The sequence below is a fragment of the Candidimonas humi genome, assembly GCF_019166065.1.
In the GTDB taxonomy this organism is placed as follows: Bacteria; Pseudomonadota; Gammaproteobacteria; order Burkholderiales; family Burkholderiaceae_B; genus Candidimonas; species Candidimonas humi.
Genome location: NZ_JAHTBN010000007.1, coordinates 205,756 through 227,481, shown reverse-complemented (window position 1 = coordinate 227,481; position 21,726 = coordinate 205,756). Strand labels below are relative to the sequence as shown.

15 protein-coding genes are annotated in these 21,726 nt (G+C 65.4%); 12 read left to right on the top strand and 3 right to left on the bottom strand.

The features are described 5' to 3' along the window. Positions 1–59: 59 nt before the first annotated feature. Entirely contained in the window at positions 60–1,940 is a 1,881-nt protein-coding gene (locus tag KVP10_RS16180; RefSeq protein ID WP_217965647.1) for a TonB-dependent receptor domain-containing protein, read from the bottom strand. Positions 1,941–2,436: 496 nt separating this feature from the next. On the opposite strand from KVP10_RS16180, the gene metH reads away from it, so the two are divergent. Both metH and KVP10_RS16170 read left to right on the top strand, forming a co-directional pair. Beyond that, on the top strand, positions 2,437–6,210 hold the full coding sequence (gene metH / locus KVP10_RS16175; protein ID WP_217965646.1) for a methionine synthase: 3,774 nt from the start codon (positions 2,437–2,439) through the stop codon (positions 6,208–6,210). A gap of 43 nt (positions 6,211–6,253) precedes the next feature. Next, a complete protein-coding gene (locus KVP10_RS16170) occupies positions 6,254–7,060 on the top strand; it encodes a helix-turn-helix transcriptional regulator (RefSeq protein WP_217965645.1) in 807 nt (268 codons plus the stop codon). Between the two features lie 135 nt (positions 7,061–7,195). Here KVP10_RS16170 and KVP10_RS16165 read toward each other — a convergent pair whose 3' ends face one another. Next, positions 7,196–8,671: a DHA2 family efflux MFS transporter permease subunit gene (locus tag KVP10_RS16165; protein ID WP_376810958.1), complete on the bottom strand. Its 1,476-nt coding sequence runs from the start codon at positions 8,669–8,671 to the stop codon at positions 7,196–7,198. 66 nt (positions 8,672–8,737) lie between these two features. Between KVP10_RS16165 and KVP10_RS16160 the strand changes: the two genes are divergently transcribed. From KVP10_RS16160 to KVP10_RS16145, 4 genes are all read left to right on the top strand, one after another. Continuing rightward, on the top strand, positions 8,738–8,926 hold the full coding sequence (locus KVP10_RS16160) for a DUF3460 family protein (protein ID WP_217965643.1): 189 nt from the start codon (positions 8,738–8,740) through the stop codon (positions 8,924–8,926). 4 nt (positions 8,927–8,930) lie between these two features. Next, positions 8,931–9,818 (top strand): segregation and condensation protein A, encoded by an 888-nt coding sequence (locus KVP10_RS16155; RefSeq protein WP_217965642.1) that lies wholly within the window; start codon positions 8,931–8,933, stop codon positions 9,816–9,818. Positions 9,819–9,866: 48 nt separating this feature from the next. Further along, positions 9,867–10,709, top strand: coding sequence for a pantoate--beta-alanine ligase (gene panC, locus KVP10_RS16150; RefSeq protein WP_217965641.1), 843 nt, complete (start codon positions 9,867–9,869; stop codon positions 10,707–10,709). A gap of 81 nt (positions 10,710–10,790) precedes the next feature. Continuing rightward, entirely contained in the window at positions 10,791–11,012 is a 222-nt protein-coding gene (locus KVP10_RS16145) for a response regulator transcription factor (RefSeq protein ID WP_217965640.1), read from the top strand. A 33-nt stretch (positions 11,013–11,045) separates the two neighbouring features. Here the strand turns inward: KVP10_RS16145 and KVP10_RS16140 are convergent, their stop codons facing one another. Then, the gene (locus KVP10_RS16140) at positions 11,046–11,714 is read right to left on the bottom strand and encodes a hypothetical protein (RefSeq protein ID WP_217965639.1); all 669 of its coding nucleotides are present in this window, start codon (positions 11,712–11,714) and stop codon (positions 11,046–11,048) included. A 238-nt stretch (positions 11,715–11,952) separates the two neighbouring features. Here KVP10_RS16140 and KVP10_RS16135 point away from each other — a divergent pair, with 238 nt between their 5' ends. The 6 genes from KVP10_RS16135 (at position 11,953) to KVP10_RS16110 (ending at position 21,724) form a co-directional block, all read left to right on the top strand. Next, on the top strand, positions 11,953–12,483 hold the full coding sequence (locus tag KVP10_RS16135; RefSeq protein WP_246600736.1) for a prepilin peptidase: 531 nt from the start codon (positions 11,953–11,955) through the stop codon (positions 12,481–12,483). A gap of 69 nt (positions 12,484–12,552) precedes the next feature. Then, on the top strand, positions 12,553–13,164 hold the full coding sequence (gene coaE, locus KVP10_RS16130; RefSeq protein ID WP_217965638.1) for a dephospho-CoA kinase: 612 nt from the start codon (positions 12,553–12,555) through the stop codon (positions 13,162–13,164). Between the two features lie 209 nt (positions 13,165–13,373). Beyond that, positions 13,374–14,126 carry a cell division protein ZapD gene (gene zapD / locus KVP10_RS16125; RefSeq protein ID WP_217965637.1) on the top strand — a complete coding sequence of 251 codons (753 nt, stop codon included), beginning with the start codon at positions 13,374–13,376 and terminating at the stop codon, positions 14,124–14,126. A 133-nt stretch (positions 14,127–14,259) separates the two neighbouring features. Further along, a complete protein-coding gene (locus tag KVP10_RS16120) occupies positions 14,260–15,489 on the top strand; it encodes an MdtA/MuxA family multidrug efflux RND transporter periplasmic adaptor subunit (RefSeq protein WP_217965636.1) in 1,230 nt (409 codons plus the stop codon). A gap of 15 nt (positions 15,490–15,504) precedes the next feature. After that, entirely contained in the window at positions 15,505–18,615 is a 3,111-nt protein-coding gene (locus KVP10_RS16115) for a multidrug efflux RND transporter permease subunit (RefSeq protein WP_217965635.1), read from the top strand. A gap of 19 nt (positions 18,616–18,634) precedes the next feature. Continuing rightward, a complete protein-coding gene (locus tag KVP10_RS16110) occupies positions 18,635–21,724 on the top strand; it encodes a multidrug efflux RND transporter permease subunit (protein ID WP_217965634.1) in 3,090 nt (1,029 codons plus the stop codon). Positions 21,725–21,726 lie beyond the last annotated feature (2 nt).

Sequence of the window (21,726 nt, the reverse complement as noted above, 5' to 3'; positions counted from 1 at the left end):
CGGCGCGGCCCCGGGGCGGCGGCGCCGCGCCGCCGGCCATGCCGCGCGGCCCGCGCCCGCTACATGCGCCAGGACAGATTGACGAAGACATTCGATCCGGGCGTGTTGTAGCCGTAGGCCTGGGTATAGGTCTTGTCCAGCACATTGTTCCAGCGCACCTGCACGCCGAAATGGCGATTGAAGTCGTAGGCCGCGGTCAGGTTGACCAGCCCGTAGCCGCCCAGGACGATGGTGTTGGCTACGTCGTCGTAGCGCTTGCCCACGTACATGTACTCGCCGCCCAGCTTCCATGCGCCCAGGCGCTGCTCGGCGCTGGCCCGGTAGATCTGGCGGGCGCGGCGATTGAGCTGATTGCCGGTATCGTCGTCGCGCGGGTCCAGGAAGTCGGCGCTGGCGCGCAGCGTGGTGTTGCCCAGGCGCTGCTCGGCCGAAAGCGTGGCGCCGCGCAGCGTGGCGTGATCGAGGTTGGTGGGCAGGAACGTGAGCGTGTCGTAGGCGATCAGGTCGCGGACCTTGTTCTGGTAGACGACGGCGCTCAGGCGGGTCGTCTCGCCCGTATAGCGCAAACCCGCCTCAAAGTTGCGCGACTTTTCCGGCTTGAGATTGGGGTTCGAATAGCCGGGATAGTAGAGATCGTTGAAAGTCGGGGTCTTGAAGCCGGTATTGGCCGCGGCATAGGCGCGCAGCCCCGGCGTCAGGTCATAGCCGTAGCTCAGGCCCCAGGTGGGGGCGTTGCCGAACTGCGAGTCATGGTCGTTGCGCAGGCTGGCCTGCAGGTGGTTGCGGCCGAATTGGCCGGTATAGACACCGGTGAAAGCGTTGTTGTGGCGCCGCGTCTGGTCGTAATTGATGATGGGGCCGGGGGTGAAGTCGGCGTTGTAGGAGGGAATGTCGCCCGACACCGATTGGTCCAGGTGCTCGTAGGCCAGCACCAGCTTTTGCTGTGGAGCGAGCTGCAGCTCGTTCTGCCAGCTGTACTGGTCCTGGCGAGTGCTGAAGGTGGTGTCGCTGTCGGCCGCGATCGTACGGTTCTTGTCCTGCGTGTAGGTATAGCGCAGGGTGCTCTTCCAGCGCGAGGTGATCTGGTTTTCGCTGCTCAGGCTGTACAGATCCAGCGTCTGTACGCTGCGGTCGTTGTAGGGGTTGTAGCGATCGTAGTCGATGCCGCCGTTGATGCGGCTGTTGTATATCTGCAGGCCGATCTTCTGGCCCGGCCGCCATTCGTAGGCCAGCGAGCCGTTGAGGTTGCGCGAGTAATAGCTGTCGGCGTCCGGGTTGTAGGCATAGGCATTCTTGTCGTTGGTGGCGTTGTAGCCGCCGCTCTGCGCATACGAACTGCCCAGGCTGTAGGTCCAGCCGTCGGCGCTGCCGGACATGCCGGCGCTGTACTTGCTGGTGGCGTAGGTGCCCACGCCCGCATTGGCATAGGCCGAGAAGGGCTGGTCGGTGTCCGGCTTGGTGATGATGTTGATCACGCCGCCGATGGCGTCGGCGCCATACAGGCTGCTGGCCGAGCCGCGCAGGATCTCGACATGGTCGATGCTGGCCGGCGGGATCGCATTGAGCGCACCCAGGCCGCTGGTGGCGCCGTTGATCGGCACGCCATCCAGCAGCACCAGGGTCTGGTCGGCATTGGCGCCGCGCATGAACACGCTGGTCGTCGTCTGCGGGCCGCCATTGCTGGCGAACTGGATGCCGTGCTGGCGCCCGAGAATGTCGGCCAGGCTGTCCTGGCCGGCTTGCTGCAGCGTTTGACGGTCGATGACGGTGACGTTTCCCAGCACGTTCTTTTCCAGTTGCCCGGAGCGGCTGGCGGTCACGACGATCTGGTCGAGCTGGGGCACCTGGGATGTAGTGTCGGGGGTAGTCTGGGCGCCGGCGGCCAGCGGCCCGAAACAGGCGAGTACGGCAAACGCGCACCGCGTAAGAGAGGTTTTCATTGTGCGACCTGGTCACGGCGTGCGTCCCCGCACGCCATTATTGGAATGTATCGTGCATGCCACGCTGGCGGCGGGCACGAACCCGGTTTGATCGAGGCCGGTGTCGGGCTGGCATGCATGAGCATGATTACCGTTGCGGGGGCAGCACAGTTACTGCGGGCCGGCTCGTGCCGCGGGGGCGGCCGGTGCATCCTGTTTCCCGTTTGACTTTCGCAGCGCGCTTCCTCGTCCTGGGCGGGCGGGGTTTCTTGTGGATTACGCGCCGAAAGCACCTCTTTCAGAAACGGGATTTTACATGGCGGCGCAAATGCCGGCCGCGCCCCCGGCTTGCTGCCGCGGCGGGCCGGCAGCGGCCCGCCGGGGGGAAGTGGCTACAATAGGGTACCGACCCCCGGCCCATGTTACGCGGCGGGCGCCTTGCGGCGCTGCCCGCCGCGTATGCCATGGCGCCGCCGTTCGGCCCATTCCCGGCTTTTCGTTACGTTCCAGGTACGACGTGTCCTATCCTTCCCTTCCTTATCCGGTTTCCTCCTACACCCGCGGCGGCGAGTTCGCGCGGCTGCTGGCCTCGCGCATCTTGATCCTGGACGGCGCCATGGGCACCATGATCCAGCAGTACAAGCTGAGCGAGGAGGCATTCCGCGGCGAGCGTTTCGCGCAGCATCCCAAGGACCTGAAGGGCGACAACGAACTATTGTCACTGGTGCGGCCCGAGATCATCCTCGACATCCACAAGCAGTATCTCGAGGCCGGCGCCGATGTCATCGAAACCAATACCTTCGGCGCGACTGCCATCGCGCAGGGCGACTACCAGTTGGCCGACATCGCCTACGAACTGAACCTGGCCTCGGCCAAGCTGGCCCGCGCCGCCTGCGACGAGTACAGCACGCCGGAAAAGCCGCGTTTCGTGGCCGGCGCCCTGGGCCCGCAGCCCAAGACAGCTTCCATTTCGCCCGACGTCAACGACCCGGGCGCGCGCAATGTCACTTTCGAAGAACTGCGCGACGCCTATACCGAACAGCTCAACGGCCTGCTCGACGGCGGGGTGGACCTGCTGCTGATAGAAACCATATTCGATACGCTCAATGCCAAGGCGGCCATCTTCGCCGTGGAGACCGTGTTCGAGGAACGCGGCGTGCGCCTGCCGGTGATGATTTCGGGCACCGTCACCGACGCCTCGGGCCGGATCCTGTCCGGCCAGACCGTGGAAGCCTTCTGGAATTCGGTGCGCCACGCCCGGCCCATCACCGTGGGCTTGAACTGCGCCCTGGGCGCGGCGCTGATGCGCCCCTATATCGCCGAGCTGTCCAAGATCTGCGAGACCTACATCTGCGTCTATCCCAACGCCGGCCTGCCCAACCCCATGTCGGACACGGGCTTCGACGAAAGCCCCGAAGACACTTCGGGGCTGCTGCAGGAATTCGCCCAGGCGGGGCTTGTGAACGTGGCCGGCGGCTGTTGCGGCACCACGCCTGAGCACATCCGCGAGATCGCCCGCAAGGTGGGCAGCCTGCCGGTGCGGCAAGTGCCCGAGATCCCGGTCAAGACACGCCTGTCTGGGCTCGAGGCGCTGAACATCGACGAGGACAGCCTGTTCGTCAATGTCGGCGAGCGCACCAACGTTACCGGCAGCAAGATGTTCTTGCGCCTGATCCGCGAAAGCAAGTACGACGAGGCCCTGGCCGTGGCGCGCCAGCAGGTCGAGAACGGCGCGCAGATCATCGACGTCAACATGGACGAGGCCATGCTGGATTCGGCCGTCTGCATGCGGCGCTTCCTGAACATGGTGGCCTCCGAGCCCGACATCGCGCGCGTGCCCATCATGATAGACAGCTCCAAGTGGGAGGTCATCGAGCAGGGGCTGCGCTGCGTGCAGGGCAAGGCCGTGGTCAATTCCATCTCGATGAAGGAAGGGGTGGAGCCCTTCCTGCACCATGCCCGGCTGTGCCGCAAGTACGGCGCGGCGGCCGTCGTCATGGCCTTCGACGAGCAGGGCCAGGCCGACAGCCTCGAGCGGCGCAAGGAAATCTGTGCCCGCGCCTACAGGCTGCTGGTCGACGAGGCGGGTTTCCCGCCCGAAGACATCATCTTCGACCCCAATGTGTTCGCCATCGCCACCGGCATCGACGAGCACAATCATTACGCGGTGGACTTCATCGAGGCCACGCACTGGATCACCCACAATCTGCCGCATGCGCGCGTGTCGGGGGGCGTCTCCAACGTCAGCTTCTCGTTCCGCGGCAATGACCTGATGCGCGAGGCCATCCACACGGTGTTCCTGTACTACGCGATCCGCGAGGGCATGACGATGGGCATCGTCAATGCCGGGCAGCTCGGCGTGTACGAGGACATCGACAAGAAACTGCTGGATTTCGTCGAGGACGTGGTGCTCGACCGCGCCGAGCCGCGCGGCCGCACCGACCCGGCCGACGAGCGCACCTCCACCGAAAGGCTGGTGGAATTGGCCGAGACGGTCAAGGGTGCCGGCGCACGCAAGGAAGAAGACCTGGCCTGGCGCGAGCAGCCCGTCGAAGGCCGGCTGTCGCATGCGCTGGTGCACGGCATCACCACTTTCATCGTCGAAGACACCGAGGAAGTGCGGCAGAAGATCGACGCGCGCGGCGGGCGGCCCATCGAAGTGATCGAAGGGCCGCTGATGGACGGCATGAACGTCGTGGGCGACCTGTTCGGTGCGGGCAAGATGTTCCTGCCCCAGGTGGTCAAGTCGGCGCGCGTGATGAAGCAGGCCGTGGCCCACCTGATCCCCTTCATCGAAGAAGAAAAACGCCAGATCGCGGCCGCGGGCGGCGACGTGCGCTCCAAGGGCAAGATCGTGATCGCCACGGTCAAGGGCGATGTGCACGACATCGGCAAGAACATCGTCACGGTGGTCCTGCAATGCAATAACTTCGAGGTCATCAATATGGGCGTGATGGTGCCCTGCGCCACTATTCTCGCCAAGGCCAAGGAAGAGAACTGCGACATGGTCGGCCTGTCGGGCCTGATCACCCCCAGCCTGGAAGAAATGGCCTACGTGGCTTCCGAAATGCAGCGCGACGATTATTTCCGCAGCCGCAAGCTGCCGCTGCTGGTGGGCGGGGCCACTACCAGCCGGGTGCATACGGCGGTAAAGATCGCCCCCAACTACGAGGGCCCGGTGATCTACGTGCCCGATGCCAGCCGCTCGGTGGGCGTGGCCACCAATCTGATGTCCGACCAGGCCGAGGCCTATGTGGCCGAGGTGGCGGCCGAATACGAGACCGTGCGCACGCGCCATGCCAACCGCAAGGCCACGCCGCTGGTCAGCCTGGAGCAGGCGCGCGCCGACCGGCCCGCCATCGACTGGTCCGCATATGTGCCGCCGCGCCCGAAATTCATCGGCCGCCGCGCCTTCAAGAACTACGATTTGTCGGAGATCGTGCACTTTCTCGACTGGACGCCGTTCTTCCAGACCTGGAGCCTGTTCGGCCATTACCCCGCCATCCTGAAGGATCCCGTGGTGGGCGAGCAGGCCGTCAAGGTGTTCGAAGAAGGCCAGGCCATGCTCAAGCGCATCATCGACGGGCGCTGGCTCACGGCCAACGGCGTGGTGGCGTTCTATCCGGCCAATACGGTCAACGACGAAGACATCGAGGTCTATCGCGACGAGTCGCGTTCCGAGGTGCTGTTCACCTGGCGCAACCTGCGCCAGCAGACGGCCAAGCGCGAGGGCGTGGACAACAAGTGCCTGGCCGACTACATCGCGCCGCGCGATTCCGGCGTTACCGACTACATCGGCCTGTTCGCGGTCACGGGCGGCCTGGGCATAGAAAAGCACGACGAAGCCTTCCTGGCCGCCAACGACGATTATTCCAGCATCATGCTCAAGGCCATCGCCGATCGCCTGGCCGAGGGCTTCGCCGAATGCCTGCATGCCCGGGTGCGCCGCGACCTGTGGGGCTATGCCGCCGACGAAAGCCTCGACAACGAGGCCATCATCGCCGAAAAGTACCAGGGCATACGGCCGGCGCCCGGCTACCCGGCCTGTCCCGAGCACATCGTCAAGAAAGAGCTGTTCAAGTACCTGGAGTGCGACGACATATCCATGACGCTGACCGACAGCTATGCCATGTATCCGGCCTCGAGCGTGTCGGGCTTCTATCTCAGCCACCCGGCCTCGCAGTACTTCAACGTGGGCAATATAGGCCCGGACCAGTTGCAGGACTACATCCGCCGCAGCGGCCGCAGCGAAGACGACGTGCGCCGCGCCCTGGCGAGTGTGCTGCGCTAGGGCCTGTTTGCACTAAAAGGGATGCCGCAAAAAGGGATGACGCATGGCCACTGACATGGCCGACACCGATGGCCAGGCCGGCTCGACCAGGCGCCGCGCGCTTGGCGATTTCCTGCGCAGCGTGCGGGCGCGGGTGACGCCGGCCTCGGTAGGCCTGCCGGCGGGCATACGGCGCCGTACCCCCGGCCTGCGGCGCGAAGAAGTCGCGCAGCTTTGCGGCATCAGCGTCACCTGGTACACCTGGCTCGAGCAGGGCCGCGACATCGCCGCCTCGCCGGCGGTGTGGTCGCGCCTGGCGACGGTGCTGCAATTGGTGCGCGCCGAGCGCCAATACCTGTTCGAGCTGGCCGAGTGCGCCGACCCCGAGCACGGCCGCGAACCCGAGGCCGAACTGCCCGCGGACCTGGCCGATTGCGTGCACAGCATCACGGCGCCCGCCTATATCCTGGACCGCTGCTGGAACGTGCTGGCGCGCAACGAACCGCTGCTGCGCCTGTTCGAGGGCTGGCCGGATCGCACCCCGCGGCCCAATCTGCTGCGCTACATATTCCAGGATCCGGCCGCGCGCGACCTGGTGGTCGACTGGGAACAGCGGGCGCGCCGGGTGGTGGCGGAATTCCGCGCTGACGCGGGGGCGCACGCCGACGAGCCCGATGTGCGTGCGCTGGTGGAAGACTTGCGCCAGGCCAGCCCGGTATTCACGCACTGGTGGACGCGCCAGACTGTGGTCGAGCGCGAGGGCGGCCTGCGCCAGTTCCGCCATGCTGCGGGCGGCATTTCCAGCTATCGCCAGATTACCTTCAGGCTGGCCACCCGGCCCGATTGCAAGCTGGTGATGCTGCTGGATTGAGGCCTGGCGGCGCGCGGGCCCAGGCTCCGGCCCAGGTCCATGTCCGGGCCGGACATCACGGGATGTTCCCGACTTGATCAGGCTTGCACAGGGCAAGCGCGGCGCGGGATCGTGCCGCGGCGCCGGCGTCGGCGCTTAGGCTGTGCGGCGCCGCCGCGGCCAGCGGCGGCTGGGCAGCTTCTTGTTCTGGTTCAGGTGGTTGCCGGCATCCGTGGCGAGGCGGCGGAACGACAGGATCGACAGGGCGGTGAGCAGGCCGATCACGGAAAAGCCCAGCACCAGGTCGGGCAGGGCGAGGTGGTCGGCGCCGCGGGCCAGCATGCTGAGGTTCAGCGTTACCGCGGCGAAGCCCACGCCCAGGCTGATGCCCAGTTGCTGCGCCATGGCGGCGAAACTGCTGGCACGGCTCATGTTTTCGGAACTGATGTCGGCGTAGGTCAGGGTATTGACCGCGGTGAACAGCAGCGAGCGGAAGAAGCCGCCGACCAGCAGTATGGCGACCATGATCCAGACCGGCGTGTCGGCGCGGAACAATCCGCACAGGGCGACGAAGGCGCCGGCGACGACCGCGTCGAAAATCAGCACCCGCTTGAAGCCGAAGCGCTGGATGATGGGGGTGGCCACCAGCTTCATGAGCATCGCCCCGGCCGCGCTGGTGAACGTGATCAGGCCGGCCGAAAAAGGCGTCAGGCCGAAGCCCACCTGCAGCAGCAGCGCCAGCAGGAAGGGCGTGGCGCCCACCGCGAAGCGGCACAGGTTGCCGCCGAGCGTGGCGATAGCGAAGGTGGGCGTGCGCAGCAGGCTGAGGTCGATGATGGGGTATTCGGCGTGGCCGGCGTGCCAGACATACAGGACGCCGCAGACCAGGCCGGTGCCCACCAGCATGAGCAGGTTCCCTATCGACAGGGAACTGTGGCCTATGGCCTCGAAGCCGGACACCAGGGCCGCCAGGCAGATGCCGCTGAGTATGAAGCCCAGCCAGTCCAGGCGCGGCTTGGCCACGGGGTAGTCTTCGCGCACATAGTGCAGGATCAGCGCGATGCCCAGGGCGCCCACGGGCACGTTGATCAGGAAGATCCAGTGCCAGGATGCGTAGGTCACCAGGAAGCCGCCCAGCGGCGGCCCGATCACGGGGCCCAGCAAGGCCGGCAGCGACAGGAACGACATGGCCTTGAGCAGTTCCGTCTTGGGCACTTTGCGCAGCAGGATGATGCGCCCGACCGGGACCATCATGGCCCCGGCCATGCCCTGCACCACGCGGGCGATGACGAGCTCGGTCAGGTTGTGCGACATGGCGCAGCCCACCGAGCTCAGCGTAAACAGTAAAATGGCCGCAATGAATACGCGCTTGGCGCCGAACCGGTCGGCCGCCCAGCCGCTGATGGGCACGAACACGGCGGTGGCCAGCAGGTAGCTGGTGATTGCCACGTTCATTTTCACCGGGGTCGAATCGAGCGAGCCGGCCATCACCGGCAGCGCGGTCGCCACCACGGTGGAATCCAGCATTTGCATGAATAGCGCACACCCCACTATGAAGGGGATCATGCGGATTGCTTGGCGTTCGCGTTCGGAATAGGCTGGGGCAGGTTCAGGGCCGGTGCTGGAGTCCATTACAGCATTCTAACTTTGTTTGTCTGAAGTAAACTTGAAACTCGACCGTAACACCTCGTGAGCATCATGGCCAAGAATTACACCTCGGAAATCACGCAATTTCTGAACGACTACAAGACGCGTCACCCCGAAACCGAGCTGCGCCAGCGCGAGGGCCGGTCGCGGCTGTGGGACAAGCAGCTCGATCCCGAGCTGCAGGACGGCTTCCGGGCGGCGCAGGTGCCTCAGCAGCCCTACGTGTACCAGACCGACTGATTCCATGCCGCCGAGCCCCCAGGCCCCCGTTGCGGCCGGCGACATCGACGCCCTGGTCGAGCCAGAAGTGGATAGTACACCCGACGTCGTGGACAGCGTGGCGCTGGCGCGCCTGTACGGCGAGCCCTTGTTTGCCGTGCCGCAGGATCTGTACATCCCGCCCGATGCACTCGAAATCTTTCTCGAGGCCTTCGAGGGCCCGCTGGACCTGCTGCTGTACCTGATCCGCAAGCAGAACTTCAATGTGCTCGACATTCCCATGGCCGAGGTCACCCGGCAATATCTGTCGTATGTCGAGCAGATCCGCAACCACAATCTCGAGCTGGCCGCCGAATACCTGCTGATGGCCGCGCTGCTCATCGAGATCAAGTCGCGCATGCTGCTGCCGCTGAAAAAGACCGACACCGGCGAAGAGCCCGACGATCCGCGCGCCGAGCTGGTGCGCCGCCTGCTCGAGTACGAGCAGATGAAGCTGGCGGCGCAGAAGCTGGACGCGCTGCCGCAGGCCGGCCGCGATTTCCTGCGCAGCCACGCGCTGCTGGATTTGCGCGTCGAGCGCATGCTGCCCGACGTCGACGCCGAAGACCTGCGCCGCGCCTGGGCCGACATCATGCGCCGCGCGCGGCTCAATGCGCGCCACCAGGTCACCCGCGAACAGCTTTCGGTGCGCGATCACATGAGCCAGATCCTGCGCCGGCTGAGCGACGTGCGTTTCATGGAATTCACCGAATTGTTCATGGAACGGGCCTCGCACGGCGATGCGGCGGCCGTCATCGTCGTGCATTTCCTGGCGCTGCTCGAACTGGCGCGCGAGTCGCTGCTGGACATCACCCAGGCCGAGCCCTACGCCCCCATCTACGTGCGCCTGTCGTATATCAGCGCCCAGGCGTAAAGCCGTTCGCCCCCATACGCTTAACCCACATCCAGGACGGAGAATTTCTTGAAGGTAGTGCATACGATCGAAGAGTTGCGGGACCAGCTGCGCGGGCAACTGCGCGTGGCGTTCGTGCCTACCATGGGCAATCTGCACAGGGCGCACCTGTCCTTGATGAAGTTGGCGCGCCAGCACGGCGATCCGGTGGTCGCCAGCATTTTCGTCAATCGCCTGCAGTTCGGCCCCAACGAGGATTTCGACCGCTATCCGCGCACCCTGGCCGCCGACATCGAAAAGCTGGAACGCGAACGCGACGTCTACGTGCTGTTTGCGCCCGACGAGCGCGAGATGTACCCCGAGCCGCAGAGCTACACGGTGCAGCCGCCCAATGACCTGGGCGATATCCTCGAGGGCCATTTCCGCCCCGGCTTCTTCACGGGCGTGAGCACTGTGGTCATGAAGCTGTTTTCCTGTGTGCAGCCGCGGGTGGCGGTGTTCGGCAAGAAAGACTATCAACAGCTCATGGTGGTGCGCAATATGTGCCGGCAGTTCCAGCTTCCGGTCGACATCCTGGCGCACGAGACCGTGCGCGACGCCGACGGGTTGGCGCTGTCTTCGCGCAATATGTATTTGCAGCCGGCCGAGCGCAGCGAAGCGCCGTTCCTGTATGCGGTGCTGCACAAGCTGCGCGAGCAGGTGCTGGCCGGGCAGTCCGACCGCCAGGCCCTGGAAGAGCAGGCCATGTCCGCGCTGGCCGGCCACGGCTGGAAGGTGGACTATGTGGCGCTGCGCCGCCGCCGCGATCTCAATCCACCCACTCGCGAAGAAATCGAGGCCGGCGAATTGCTGGTGGTGCTGGCCGCCGCCAAGCTGGGCAATACGCGCCTGATCGACAATCTCGAGATCTGAGGGCTTTCTGTAAGAAATGACAGGCGACTTTGCACAGGGGGCATGACAGAATCCCTGTACCCCCACAGACAGGAGAGTCGCATGAGCCTTGACCCTGACCCAACGCAAGATTCCCGGTTTGCCGTATTGACGCCTCGCGAACGCGACGTCATGGCCTACGTGGCGCTAGGCAAGCCCAACAAGATCATCGCTGCGGAATTGGGGGTCTCCCAGCGCACCATCGAAGCGCATCGCGCCCGCATCTTCCAGAAAATGCAGGTGCGCAACGCTGTCGAACTGGCGCGCTGCGTATTGTCGCCGTAGCGTGCCGGCCGCCTCGGGCGGGGGGCGGCGCGGTCAGCGATTGCAGCTCGGGTGCGGGGCCTTGTTCAGTTCGTCTATGCCGTCTATGTCGGCCTGCCGCGTCAGGCGGTATTCCAGGGTGGGCCTGATGTTGTCGAGGCTGTCGATGCGCAGCAGGTTGTCGTTGACGAAGGTCAGGCTGGCCTTGCTGCCGCCGTGGTCCAGTTGCAGCAGGATGCGCAGCGGCGAACTGCCTATTACCTGCCAACAACCCTGCTGTACGGTGCTGTGCTGGGCGTCGGGGCCGTCCAGCACCAGCGTGCGCGAACGCCATAGTCCGCTGGGCGCCAGGGTCAGGGTGATACGGTTGGCCGAGCAGGTATTGCCGTTGACCAGGCACGGAACGGTGCCCAGAAAGGTCTTGGGCTCGGCCAGCGGGCGCACGTAGTCGGGCTGGGCCGCTTTTTCGTTCGCCGCTTCGGCGGCGGAAGGCTTTTTCTGGGTCGGGCCGAAGCCCAGGTGCAATTGCGATGGCGACTGCGCTTGCACGCCAGGGCCCGAGCCCTGGGCCTGTTCCATGGCATCGCGCTGGGTGTTGTCGCGGGCGTTGTCGTAGTAGCCGGGCGAATGCTGCGAGGCGCAGCCGGCCAGCAGCATGGCCAGGATCGCCGCGCCGCAGGCCTTGCGGCGGGCGCGCCTTGTGTAGATAGCTAATGCAGGCATGGAAGGTATTCCGTGGAATCTGTCGAGGCTGATGAATGAGCATTCTACGCATTAATCGCAGGCTTGGGGTAGCGCCTTGCGGGCTCTCATAGCCGTTTGCGATGGTTCTGTTCTCGCGGGCTTCGGGGCGGGGGCGGCGGCCGGATGGGTGGCTGTGCAACTGGCCGGGAACTGCATTGCCGGGCTTGCCGCCCAGATGAACGAGGCGCCGCCGCGGCAGCGGCGGGGTGTCTGCGCGATGTCTATGCTGGGGGCCGGAACCTTGGCTGCGGTACTCGCTGCCAGGCATGGCGCTGGCCCATACGCGGCGGCCGTGCTGTGCGCCCTGGCCCTGCTGCTGGCCTTGTCGCTGGTCGATGCGGCGCTCGGGCTGCTGCCCGACGCCTTGACCCAGCCTTTGCTCTGGCTGGGGCTGTTGCGCGCCTGGATGGGCGGCAGCCTGGGCCCGGTCGGGTTGCACGATGCGGTGGCCGGCGTGGCCTGCGGCTATAGCCTGCCATGCTTGCTGGCATGGGCATACGCCTTGTTTTCCGGGCGTGCGGGCATGGGGCGCGGCGACCTGAAGCTGCTGGCCGCGCTCGGCGCCTGGCTTGGGGCCTATCCCTTGCCGGGGGTGCTGCTGGCGGCCTGTGCGGCCGGCTTGTCCTGGGCCTTCCTGTGGCGGCGCGACTTCCGCGCGCGGGCGTCCTATCCCTTCGGTCCCTTCCTGTCGGGCGCGGGCGCCGCCGCCCTGTTGCTCGGTCCTGAGGTACAGTGGGGCTTTGGATGAACTGGGGCCTGTTTACGCTAGAGGGGGCGGCACGCCACTCGATCTGGACAGCCCCCGGCCCGGCACAGCATGTACAAAATTGGACTGACCGGCGGCATCGGCTCTGGCAAGAGCCGCGTCGCAGAATTCTTCCGCGAATGGGGCGCGGCCATCGTCGATACCGATGTCATCGCCCACGAGCTTACCGCGCCCGGCGGGCGCGCCATAGAACCCATACGCGCGGCTTTCGGCGCGGCCATGATCGCCGCCGACGGCTCGCTCGACCGCGCCCGCATGCGCGAGCTGGCGTTTTCCGATACCGGCGCAAGGGGCCGCCTGGAAGCCATTATTCATCCATTGATAGGAACCGTTACACAGGAACGGGCGCAGCAGGCGCAGGGATGTTATCTTGTGCTGGTCGTACCGCTGCTGGTCGAGTCGGGCCGCTGGCGAGATCGTGTCGACCGCATCTGCGTGGTGGACTGCGATCCGGCCACGCAAGCGGCCCGCGTGCAGGCCCGCAGCGGGCTGACGGCGGACACTATTGCGCGTATCATGTCAGTGCAAGCTTCGCGTGAGGAGAGACTGGCACTCGCCGATGATGTGGTGCTGAACGATGCGCAGACGTCGCTCGAAGAGCTTGCTCGGCGTGCCCGCGTGGTGCACGAGCGCTGGTGCCTTTGGGCGCAACAACGGGGTTAGCCGGCCTGGGGGCCCGTGCGGCAGAAGTGATCGAAACGCGGTTGGGGATGCTTCCGGTATTGTCTTCATCGTAATCGGGTTTGTGTAGCCGCCCTGGCGCAAGGCCAGGAATAGACGATGAACCGGCTGCCGCGGCGTATACGCCGCCGACGCATCCTCCGCCCCATGCTTCCCGTGATGCCGGCTGTTTGAGTAAGGTGCAAGTTCGCGTGGTCCTATACGAATATCCTTGCAATGAACGAGTCAGGGCTCTCCTGCGGGTCGAGCACTTGTTCAATCGGTTGTTCTTCTTCGCCGAAGGCGAAGACCCGCGCTATCAGCAGATCGCTGTCGCCACGCTTTTCGATGTGCTGGACATCTGCGATCGCACCGATTTGCGCGGTTCCATCCTGCAAGACCTCGAACGCCAGCGCGTCACGCTCGCGGGCTTGCGCCAGCATCCGGGGGTAGACCCCGAAGCCCTCGAAAACATGCTCAACGAGATCCAGTCGGTCAGCGGCGACCTGGGTGGGCAGGGGCGTATCGGCCAGGGGCTGCGCGACAACGAATGGCTGGCCAGCCTGCGCGGCAGGGTGGCGGTGCCGGGCGGCTCTTCCCAGGTGGACATGCCTTCGTATTTCGCCTGGCAGCTCAAGCCCTACGACGACCGCATGCACGACCTGCGGCAATGGATCAACCCATTCCTGCCCTTGTTTCGCAGCCTGTCCCTAAGTTTGCGCCTGCTGCGCGACGCCGGCGACGTGGTCGATGTCGAGGCCCGCCAGGGTGCCTACCAGGAAATGCTCGGCGGCAAGACGTTCCAGTTGCTGCGCGCCTGGGTCGATCCGACGCTCGGGGTGTTTCCCGAAATGAGCGCCAACAAATATGTGATCTGGGTGCGCTTTGCCAGCCCCGACTACGATCTCAAACCCCAGGCCGTCACGCGCGACATCCCCTTCAAGCTGGCGCGCTGCAACGTCTGACAGCGGCCGTGCCATGGCGGGACGCCTGCCCGTAAGTGTTGCGTTCGATTACAGATTTCGATTCTTTACGGTCGACGGCCCGGGAAATCAGCGAAAATACACGCATTTTCGTATCCCCTGAAGGAGTCCGCGCATGCCGGAACCTCGTCCCGAGGCCGCCCGATCGTCCCGCACCCGAGCCTGGGTCTGGCTTGCCGTCATCGTCCTGATCGTCCTGGCCGGCGCATACTGGGCCTTGGGCCGCCAGGGCAAGGGCGCCGCCGGCCGCTACGGCGCCGGCATGTCCGAGGCCATACCGGTGCGTGTCGCCCAGGTGCATACCGGGCGCATCAACCTGGTGCTCAACGCCATCGGCACGGTCACGGCCTTCAATACCGTCACGGTCATGAGCCGGGTATCGGGGGAACTGCAGAAAATCGATTTCACCGACGGCCAGAAAGTAAAGCAGGGCGACCTGCTCGCGCAGATCGACCCGCGCACCTTCCAGGTGCAGCTCGACCAGGCCATCGGCCAGCAGCAGCAGAACGAGGCGCAATTGCAGAATGCGCGCCGCGACCTGCAGCGCTATCAGCAGCTATATAAGCAGAACTCCATCGCCAAGCAGCAGGTCGATACCCAGGCCGCGCTGGTCCAGCAATACCTGGGAACGGAAAAAAGCGACCAGGCGGCCGTGGACAGCGCCAGGCTGCAGCTCGAATTCACCCGCATCACCGCGCCGATATCCGGGCGCCTGGGCCTGCGCCAAGTCGACCAGGGCAACCTGATCACGGCGTCCACGACCCCGGGGCTGGTTGTCATCACCCAGACCCAGCCCATCGCCGTGGTCTTCACGCTGCCGCAGACCCAGTTGCCGGAAGTGTTGGCCCAGATGCACCAGGGGCACAAGCTGTCGGTCGACATCTACGATCGCGACGACACCACCAAGCTTGCCAGCGGCGAACTGATGTCGGTGGACAACCAGATCGATGTCTCCACCGGCACGGTCAAGTTCAAGGCCCGCTTCGACAATGCCGACGACGCCCTGTTTCCCAACCAGTTCGTCAATGTGCGGCTGCTGGTCAGCAGCGACGACAAGGCCGTGGTCATCCCGACGCTGGCCGTGCAGCAGGGGTCGATCGGCACCTTCGTGTATGTGCTCAAGCCCGACAACACGGTCCATGTGCAGCAGGTCGCCACCGGCACCGAGGACGGCGCCAACGTCGCCGTCAAATCGGGCCTGACCGTCGGCCAGCAAGTCGTCACCGAAGGGCTGGACCGCCTCGGCGAAGGCTCCAAGGTCGAGATCATGACCGGCACCCAGGCCGCGCCCACCATGGCCGACATGCACAAGAAGCCGAGCAGCACCTCCCGGCGGCGGCACTAGGGGCGGATCCAGGCAGTGAATCTCTCGCGTCTCTTCATCCTGCGGCCGGTGGCCACCACCCTGGCCATGTTCGCCGTGCTCATAGCCGGCCTGCTGGCCTATCGGCTGCTGCCGGTGTCGGCGCTGCCGGAAGTCGATTACCCGACCATCCAGGTGGTGACCCTGTACCCGGGAGCCAGCCCGGACGTGATGACCGCCCTGGTCACTTCGCCGCTGGAACGCCAGTTCGGCCAGATGCCCGGGCTGTCGCAAATGACTTCCACCAGTTCCGGCGGCTCGTCCATGATCACCTTGCAGTTCGATCTGGGCCTGTCGCTGGATGTGGCCGAACAGGAAGTCCAGGCCGCCATCAACGCGGCCTCGAACCTGCTGCCCAGCGACCTGCCCACGCCGCCCACCTATAACAAGGTGAATCCGGCCGACACGCCGGTCATGAGCCTGGCCATCACTTCGCCCACGATGCCGCTGTACCAGGTGCGCGACCTGATCGACATCCGCATGGCGCAGAAGCTGTCGCAGATATCCGGCGTGGGGCTGGTGAGCATCGCCGGCGGGCAGCGGCCGGCGGTGCGAGTGCAGGTCAACCCGCAGGCGCTGGCGGCGCACAACCTGACGCTCACCGATGTGCGCACCGCCATCACCAATGCGTCCACCAACCAGCCCAAGGGCAACCTGGATGGGCCGCAGCGCTCTACCACCATCAACGCCAACGACCAGTTGCAGTCGGTGCAGGACTACGACAAGCTGATCGTGTCCTACCAGAACGGCGCGCCGCTGCGCCTGCGCGACGTGGCCGTCGCGAAACAGGATGCCGAGGACATTCGCCAGGCCGCCTGGGTCGGCAAGACGCCGGCGGTGCTGCTGAACATCCAGCGCCAGCCCGGCGCGAATGTGATCTCCGTGGTCGACCATATCAAGGCGCTGCTGCCCACGCTCAAGCAGGCGCTGCCGGCCGGCGTGAGCGTGTCGGTGGCCTCCGACCGCACCCAGACCATACGCGACTCGGTCAACCACGTGCTGTTCGAGATGATCCTGGCCATCGTGCTGGTGGTGCTGGTGACCTATGTATTCCTGCGTAGCTGGACCGCCACTTTCGTGCCCAGTGTTGTGGTGCCGCTGTCGCTGGTAGGCACCTTCGGCATCATGTACCTGGCCGGCTTCAGCATCAACAACCTGACGCTGATGGCGCTGACGATCGCCACCGGCTTCGTGGTCGACGACGCGATCGTCATGATCGAGAACATCGCGCGCCACATCGAGGCCGGCGAAACCGCCTTGAAGGCAGCGCTCAAGGGCGCGCAGCAGATCGGCTTCACGCTGGTGTCCTTGACGTTGTCGCTGATCGCAGTGCTGATCCCGCTGCTGTTCATGGCCGACGTCATCGGCCGCCTGTTCCGCGAATTCGCCATCACGCTCGCGGTGGCCATCTTGATCTCGCTGCTGATCTCGCTGACGCTCACCCCCATGATGTGCGCGCGCCTGCTCAAGCCCGAGTCCGAAATGAAATTCAGCCCCTTCCAGCAGAAGGCCGGCGCATACATAGACAAGCTGATAGATGCCTACGACCGCGGGCTGTCCTTCGTGCTGTCGCACCAGCGCATCACGCTGCTGGTGGCGGTGGCCACGCTGGCGGTTACGGGCCTGCTGTACATGATCGTACCCAAGGGCTTCTTCCCGCAGCAGGACACCGGCATGATCCAGGCGATCAGCCAGTCGGCGCAAACCATATCCTTCAAGGCCATGGGCGTGCGCCAGCAGCAGGCGGTAGACCTCATCATGAAGGATCCCGCAGTGGCCACGGTCACGTCCTTCATAGGCATAGACGGCACCAACTCCACGATCAATACGGGCCGCATGCAGATCGCGCTCAAGCCTACCAGCGAACGCAGCGACAATGCGGCCGAAGTCATCCGGCGCCTGAACCAGACGCTGGCAGGCGTGCCCGGCATCAAGGTCTACATGCAGCCGGTGCAAGATCTGACCATCGACGACCGCGTCAGCCGCACGCAATACCAGATGACCCTGTCCGACCCCGACGGCGCGGTGCTCAGCGAGTGGGTGCCCAAGGTGGTGAGCAAGCTGCAGACCCTGCCCCAGCTGGAGGACGTGGCCGACGACTTGCAGAACGGCGGCCTGCAGACCACGCTGGTCATAGACCGCGATGCGGCGGCGCGCCTGGGTGTCACCGTGGCGGCCATCGACGAAGCCCTGTACGACGCCTTCGGGCAGCGGCTGATTTCCACCATCTTCACGCAATCTTCGCAATACCGCGTGGTGCTGGAAGTGGCGCCGCAGTACCGGCAAGACCCGTCTTCGCTGTCGCGCATCTACGTGCCCACGACTTCCGGCAACCCGCCGGTGCCGCTGACCAGCCTGGCGCGCCTGGTGCAGTCCAATACCCATTTGTCGATCGAGCGCCTGGGCCAGTTCCCCGCCGTCACGGTGTCCTTCAACCTGGCGCGCGGCGTGGCGCTGTCCGATGCGGTCGAGGCCATCGAGAAAGCCGAGGGCGGGCTGGCCATGCCGAATTCCATCGAGACGCGCTTCCAGGGCGCGGCGGCGGCGTTCCAGGCCTCGCTGTCCAGCACGCTGTGGCTGTTGCTGGCGGCGGTGGTCGCCATGTACATCGTGCTCGGCATCCTGTACGAAAGCTACATCCATCCCGTCACGATATTGTCGACGCTGCCCTCGGCGGCGATCGGCGCGCTGCTGGCGCTGCTGATCAGCCACACCGAGCTCGACATGATAGGCATCATCGGCATCATCCTCTTGATCGGCATCGTCAAGAAGAACGCCATCATGATGGTCGACTTCGCCCTCGAGGCCGAGCATCATCGCGGCCTGCCGCCGCGCCAGGCCATCCAGGAAGCTGCGCGGCTGCGGTTCCGTCCCATCCTGATGACCACACTGGCGGCGCTGTTCAGTGCGATTCCCCTGATGCTGGCCACGGGCGCCGGCTCCGAGCTGCGCCAGCCGCTGGGGCTGGTGATGGTGGGCGGCCTGTTGTGCAGCCAGTTGCTGACGCTGTTTACCGTGCCGGTGATCTACCTGTGGTTCGACCGCCTGGGCCGCCGCCTGCGCTCCGAGCCCGCGACAGAGCAAGCCCAGGGCGAGGCGCTGCCATGATGCAGGGCGAGACGCTTCCATGAGGTTCCTGTCCCTGTTCATCATGCGGCCGGTGGCGACCACGCTGCTGAGCATGGCGCTGGTGCTGACGGGGGCCCTGGCGTTCGGCCTGCTGCCGGTCTCGCCGCTGCCGCAGGTCGACTACCCCATGATCTCGGTGTCGGCCAGCATGCCCGGCGCCAGCCCCGAGACCATGGCCTCGAGCGTCGCCACGCCGCTCGAGCAAGCCCTGGGGTCGATCGCCGGGGTCACCGACATGAGCTCCAGCAGCACCGAGGGCTCGACGCGCATATCCCTGCAGTTCGACCTGAGCCGCGACATCAACAGCGCGGCGCGCGACGTGCAGGCCGCCATCAATGCGGCGCGCACGCTGCTGCCCTCGAGCCTGCGCAGCAACCCCACCTATCACAAGGTCAACCCGGCCGCCGCGCCCATCATGGTGCTGGCGCTGACTTCGCCCACGGTCGAGCAGGGCAAGCTCTACGACCTGGCCTCTACCGTGCTGGCGCAGAAGCTCGCCCAGGTGCAGGGCGTGGGCGAGGTCGACGTCGGCGGCAGCTCGCTGCCGGCGATACGCATAGACCTGGACCCGCAGGCCCTGAACGCCGCCGGGCTGGCGCTGGACGATGTGCGCACGGCGCTGTCCAACGCCAATGTCGTGCGTCCCACTGGCATGGTCGAGAACGACCACTACCACTGGCAGGTCAGCCCCGGCGACCAGATGACCTCGGCGGCGCAGTACCGGCCGTTGATCGTGGGCTGGCGCAATGGCGCGCCCATACGCCTGAAGGACGTGGCCACGGTCAGCGATTCGGTCGAAGACATCTTCAATGCGGGCTTTTTCAACGACCGCAAGGCCATCTTGCTGATCGTGAGGCGCCAGGCCGACGCCAACATCATCGCCACCGTGGACGCGATACGGGCGGAACTGCCGCGCTTCCAAGCAATGCTGCCGGCCGCCGTGACGCTCACCGTGGCGCAGGACCGCACCCCCAGCATTCGCGCCTCGCTGCACGAGGCCGAGCTTACCCTGGTGATCGCCGTGGTGCTGGTAGTGCTGGTGGTGCTGCTGTTCCTGCGCAATGCGCGGGCGGCGCTGATCCCCAGCGTGGTGGTGCCGGTGTCGCTGGTCACTACCTTCAGCCTGATGTTGCTGTTCAATTTCACGCTGAACACGATTTCGCTGATGGCGCTGATCGTGGCCACGGGCTTCGTGGTGGACGACGCCATCGTGGTGCTGGAGAACATCATCCGCCACATGGAACGCGGCGTGCCGCCGCTGCGGGCCGCGATCCGCGGCCTGCGGGAAGTCGGCTTCACCGTGCTGGCCATGAGCGTGTCGCTGGTGGCGGTGTTCATACCCATACTGCTGATGAGCGGCATGGTCGGCCGCCTGTTCCGCGAGTTCGCGGTGACGCTGTCGGCGTCCATCATGGTGTCGCTATTCGTGTCGCTGACGCTGACGCCTATGATGTGCGCGCGCATCCTGCGCCGCCAGGAAAAAGCGCCACGCGAGCCGGGCTGGCTGGCGCGGCGCTTCCAGCGGCTGGGCGAGATACTGTGGGAAGGCTACAAGCGTTCGCTGTCGTGGTCGCTGGCGCACGGCCGTTTCATGCTGCTGCTGCTGGCCATCACCGTCGGCCTGAATGTCTATTTGTACAAGGTAGTGCCCAAGGGCTTCTTCCCGCAGCAGGACACCGGCCAGTTGATGGGTTTCTTCCGGGTCGACCAGGGCACTTCTTTTTCCGCCATGATGCCCAAGCTCGAGGCCTTCCGCAAAGTGCTGCTGCAGGATCCGGCCATCGAAAGCGTGACCGGCTTCGCCGGCGGGCGCGGCGGCAGCAACTCCAGTTTCATGCTGATCCAGCTCAAGCCCGTGGATGTGCGCAAGGCCAGCGCGCTGGAAGTGGCCAACCGCCTGCGCAGCAAATTCCAGAACGAGCCCGGGGCGCGCCTGACGCTGGTGCCGCAACAGGACATACGCATGGGCAGCCGCCAGACCAGCACGGCTTCGTATGACTACACGCTGATGGCCAGCGACCTTGCGCTGCTCAAGACCTGGCTGCCCAAGGTGCAGCAGGCCATGGCGGGGCTGCCGGAGCTGGTCGACGTGGATACCGACGTGCAGGACAAGGGCACGCAGGTCAATCTGGTGATCGACCGCACCGCCGCGACCCGGCTCGGGGTGGACATGGGCCTGATCGCCTCGACCCTGAACGATTCGTTCAGCCAGCGGCAGATCTCGGTGATCTACGGGCGCTTGAACCAATATCACGTCGTCATGGGCGTGGACCAGCGCTATGCCAAGGATCCGGAATCGCTGCGCCTGGTGCAGGTGGTGACGTCCAGCGGCAATCGCGTGCCGCTATCCGCCTTCGCCCACTTCGAGGTCGGCAATGCGCCGCTGTCGGTGCAGCACCAAGGGCTGTTTGCCGCCGACACTGTGTCCTTCAGCCTGGCGCCCGGCGTGGCGCTGGAGCAGGCCGTGCAGTCCATCGAGAAGGCGGTGGCGCGCACGGGCCTGCCCACGCGCGAAATCCAGGCCGGCTTCCAGGGCAATGCCCAGGCCCTGCAGCAGTCGCTGGCGCAGCAGCCCTGGCTGATCCTGGCCGCGCTGGTCACCATGTACATCGTGCTCGGCATGCTCTACGAGAGCTACGTGCATCCCCTGACGATTCTTTCCACCTTGCCCTCCGCGGGCATCGGGGCCTTGCTGGCCTTGATGCTGCTGGGCGAGCAGTTCACGCTGATCGCTCTGATCGGGGTGTTCCTCTTGATCGGTATCGTCAAGAAGAACGCCATCATGATGGTCGATTTTGCGCTGCAGGCCGAGCGCGAAGATAATCTGTCCTCGCGCGACGCCATCTACCAGGCGTGCCTGGTGCGGTTCCGGCCTATCATGATGACCACGGTTTCGGCGCTGTTCGGCGCCTTGCCGCTGGTGCTGGCCTCGGGCGCCGGGGTCGAACTGCGCCGTCCGCTGGGCCTGACCATCGTGGGCGGCCTGTTCCTGAGCCAGATTCTTACCCTTTACACGACCCCCGTGGTCTACCTGTACCTCGACCGCTTCCGCCTGTGGGCCGGGCGCAAGCGTGGGACTGCAACATGATT

Coding starts and splice junctions, on each gene's coding strand:
- coaE (WP_217965638.1), top strand. CDS start 12,553: ATGTACAAAATTGGACTGACCGGCGGCATCGGCTCTGGCAAGAGCCGC.
- KVP10_RS16140 (WP_217965639.1), bottom strand. CDS start 11,714: ATGCCTGCATTAGCTATCTACACAAGGCGCGCCCGCCGCAAGGCCTGC.
- KVP10_RS16135 (WP_246600736.1), top strand. CDS start 11,953: ATGTCTATGCTGGGGGCCGGAACCTTGGCTGCGGTACTCGCTGCCAGG.
- KVP10_RS16180 (WP_217965647.1), bottom strand. CDS start 1,940: ATGAAAACCTCTCTTACGCGGTGCGCGTTTGCCGTACTCGCCTGTTTC.
- KVP10_RS16170 (WP_217965645.1), top strand. CDS start 6,254: ATGGCCACTGACATGGCCGACACCGATGGCCAGGCCGGCTCGACCAGG.
- KVP10_RS16165 (WP_376810958.1), bottom strand. CDS start 8,671: ATGGACTCCAGCACCGGCCCTGAACCTGCCCCAGCCTATTCCGAACGC.
- KVP10_RS16160 (WP_217965643.1), top strand. CDS start 8,738: ATGGCCAAGAATTACACCTCGGAAATCACGCAATTTCTGAACGACTAC.
- KVP10_RS16145 (WP_217965640.1), top strand. CDS start 10,791: ATGAGCCTTGACCCTGACCCAACGCAAGATTCCCGGTTTGCCGTATTG.
- KVP10_RS16155 (WP_217965642.1), top strand. CDS start 8,931: ATGCCGCCGAGCCCCCAGGCCCCCGTTGCGGCCGGCGACATCGACGCC.
- KVP10_RS16120 (WP_217965636.1), top strand. CDS start 14,260: ATGCCGGAACCTCGTCCCGAGGCCGCCCGATCGTCCCGCACCCGAGCC.
- KVP10_RS16110 (WP_217965634.1), top strand. CDS start 18,635: ATGAGGTTCCTGTCCCTGTTCATCATGCGGCCGGTGGCGACCACGCTG.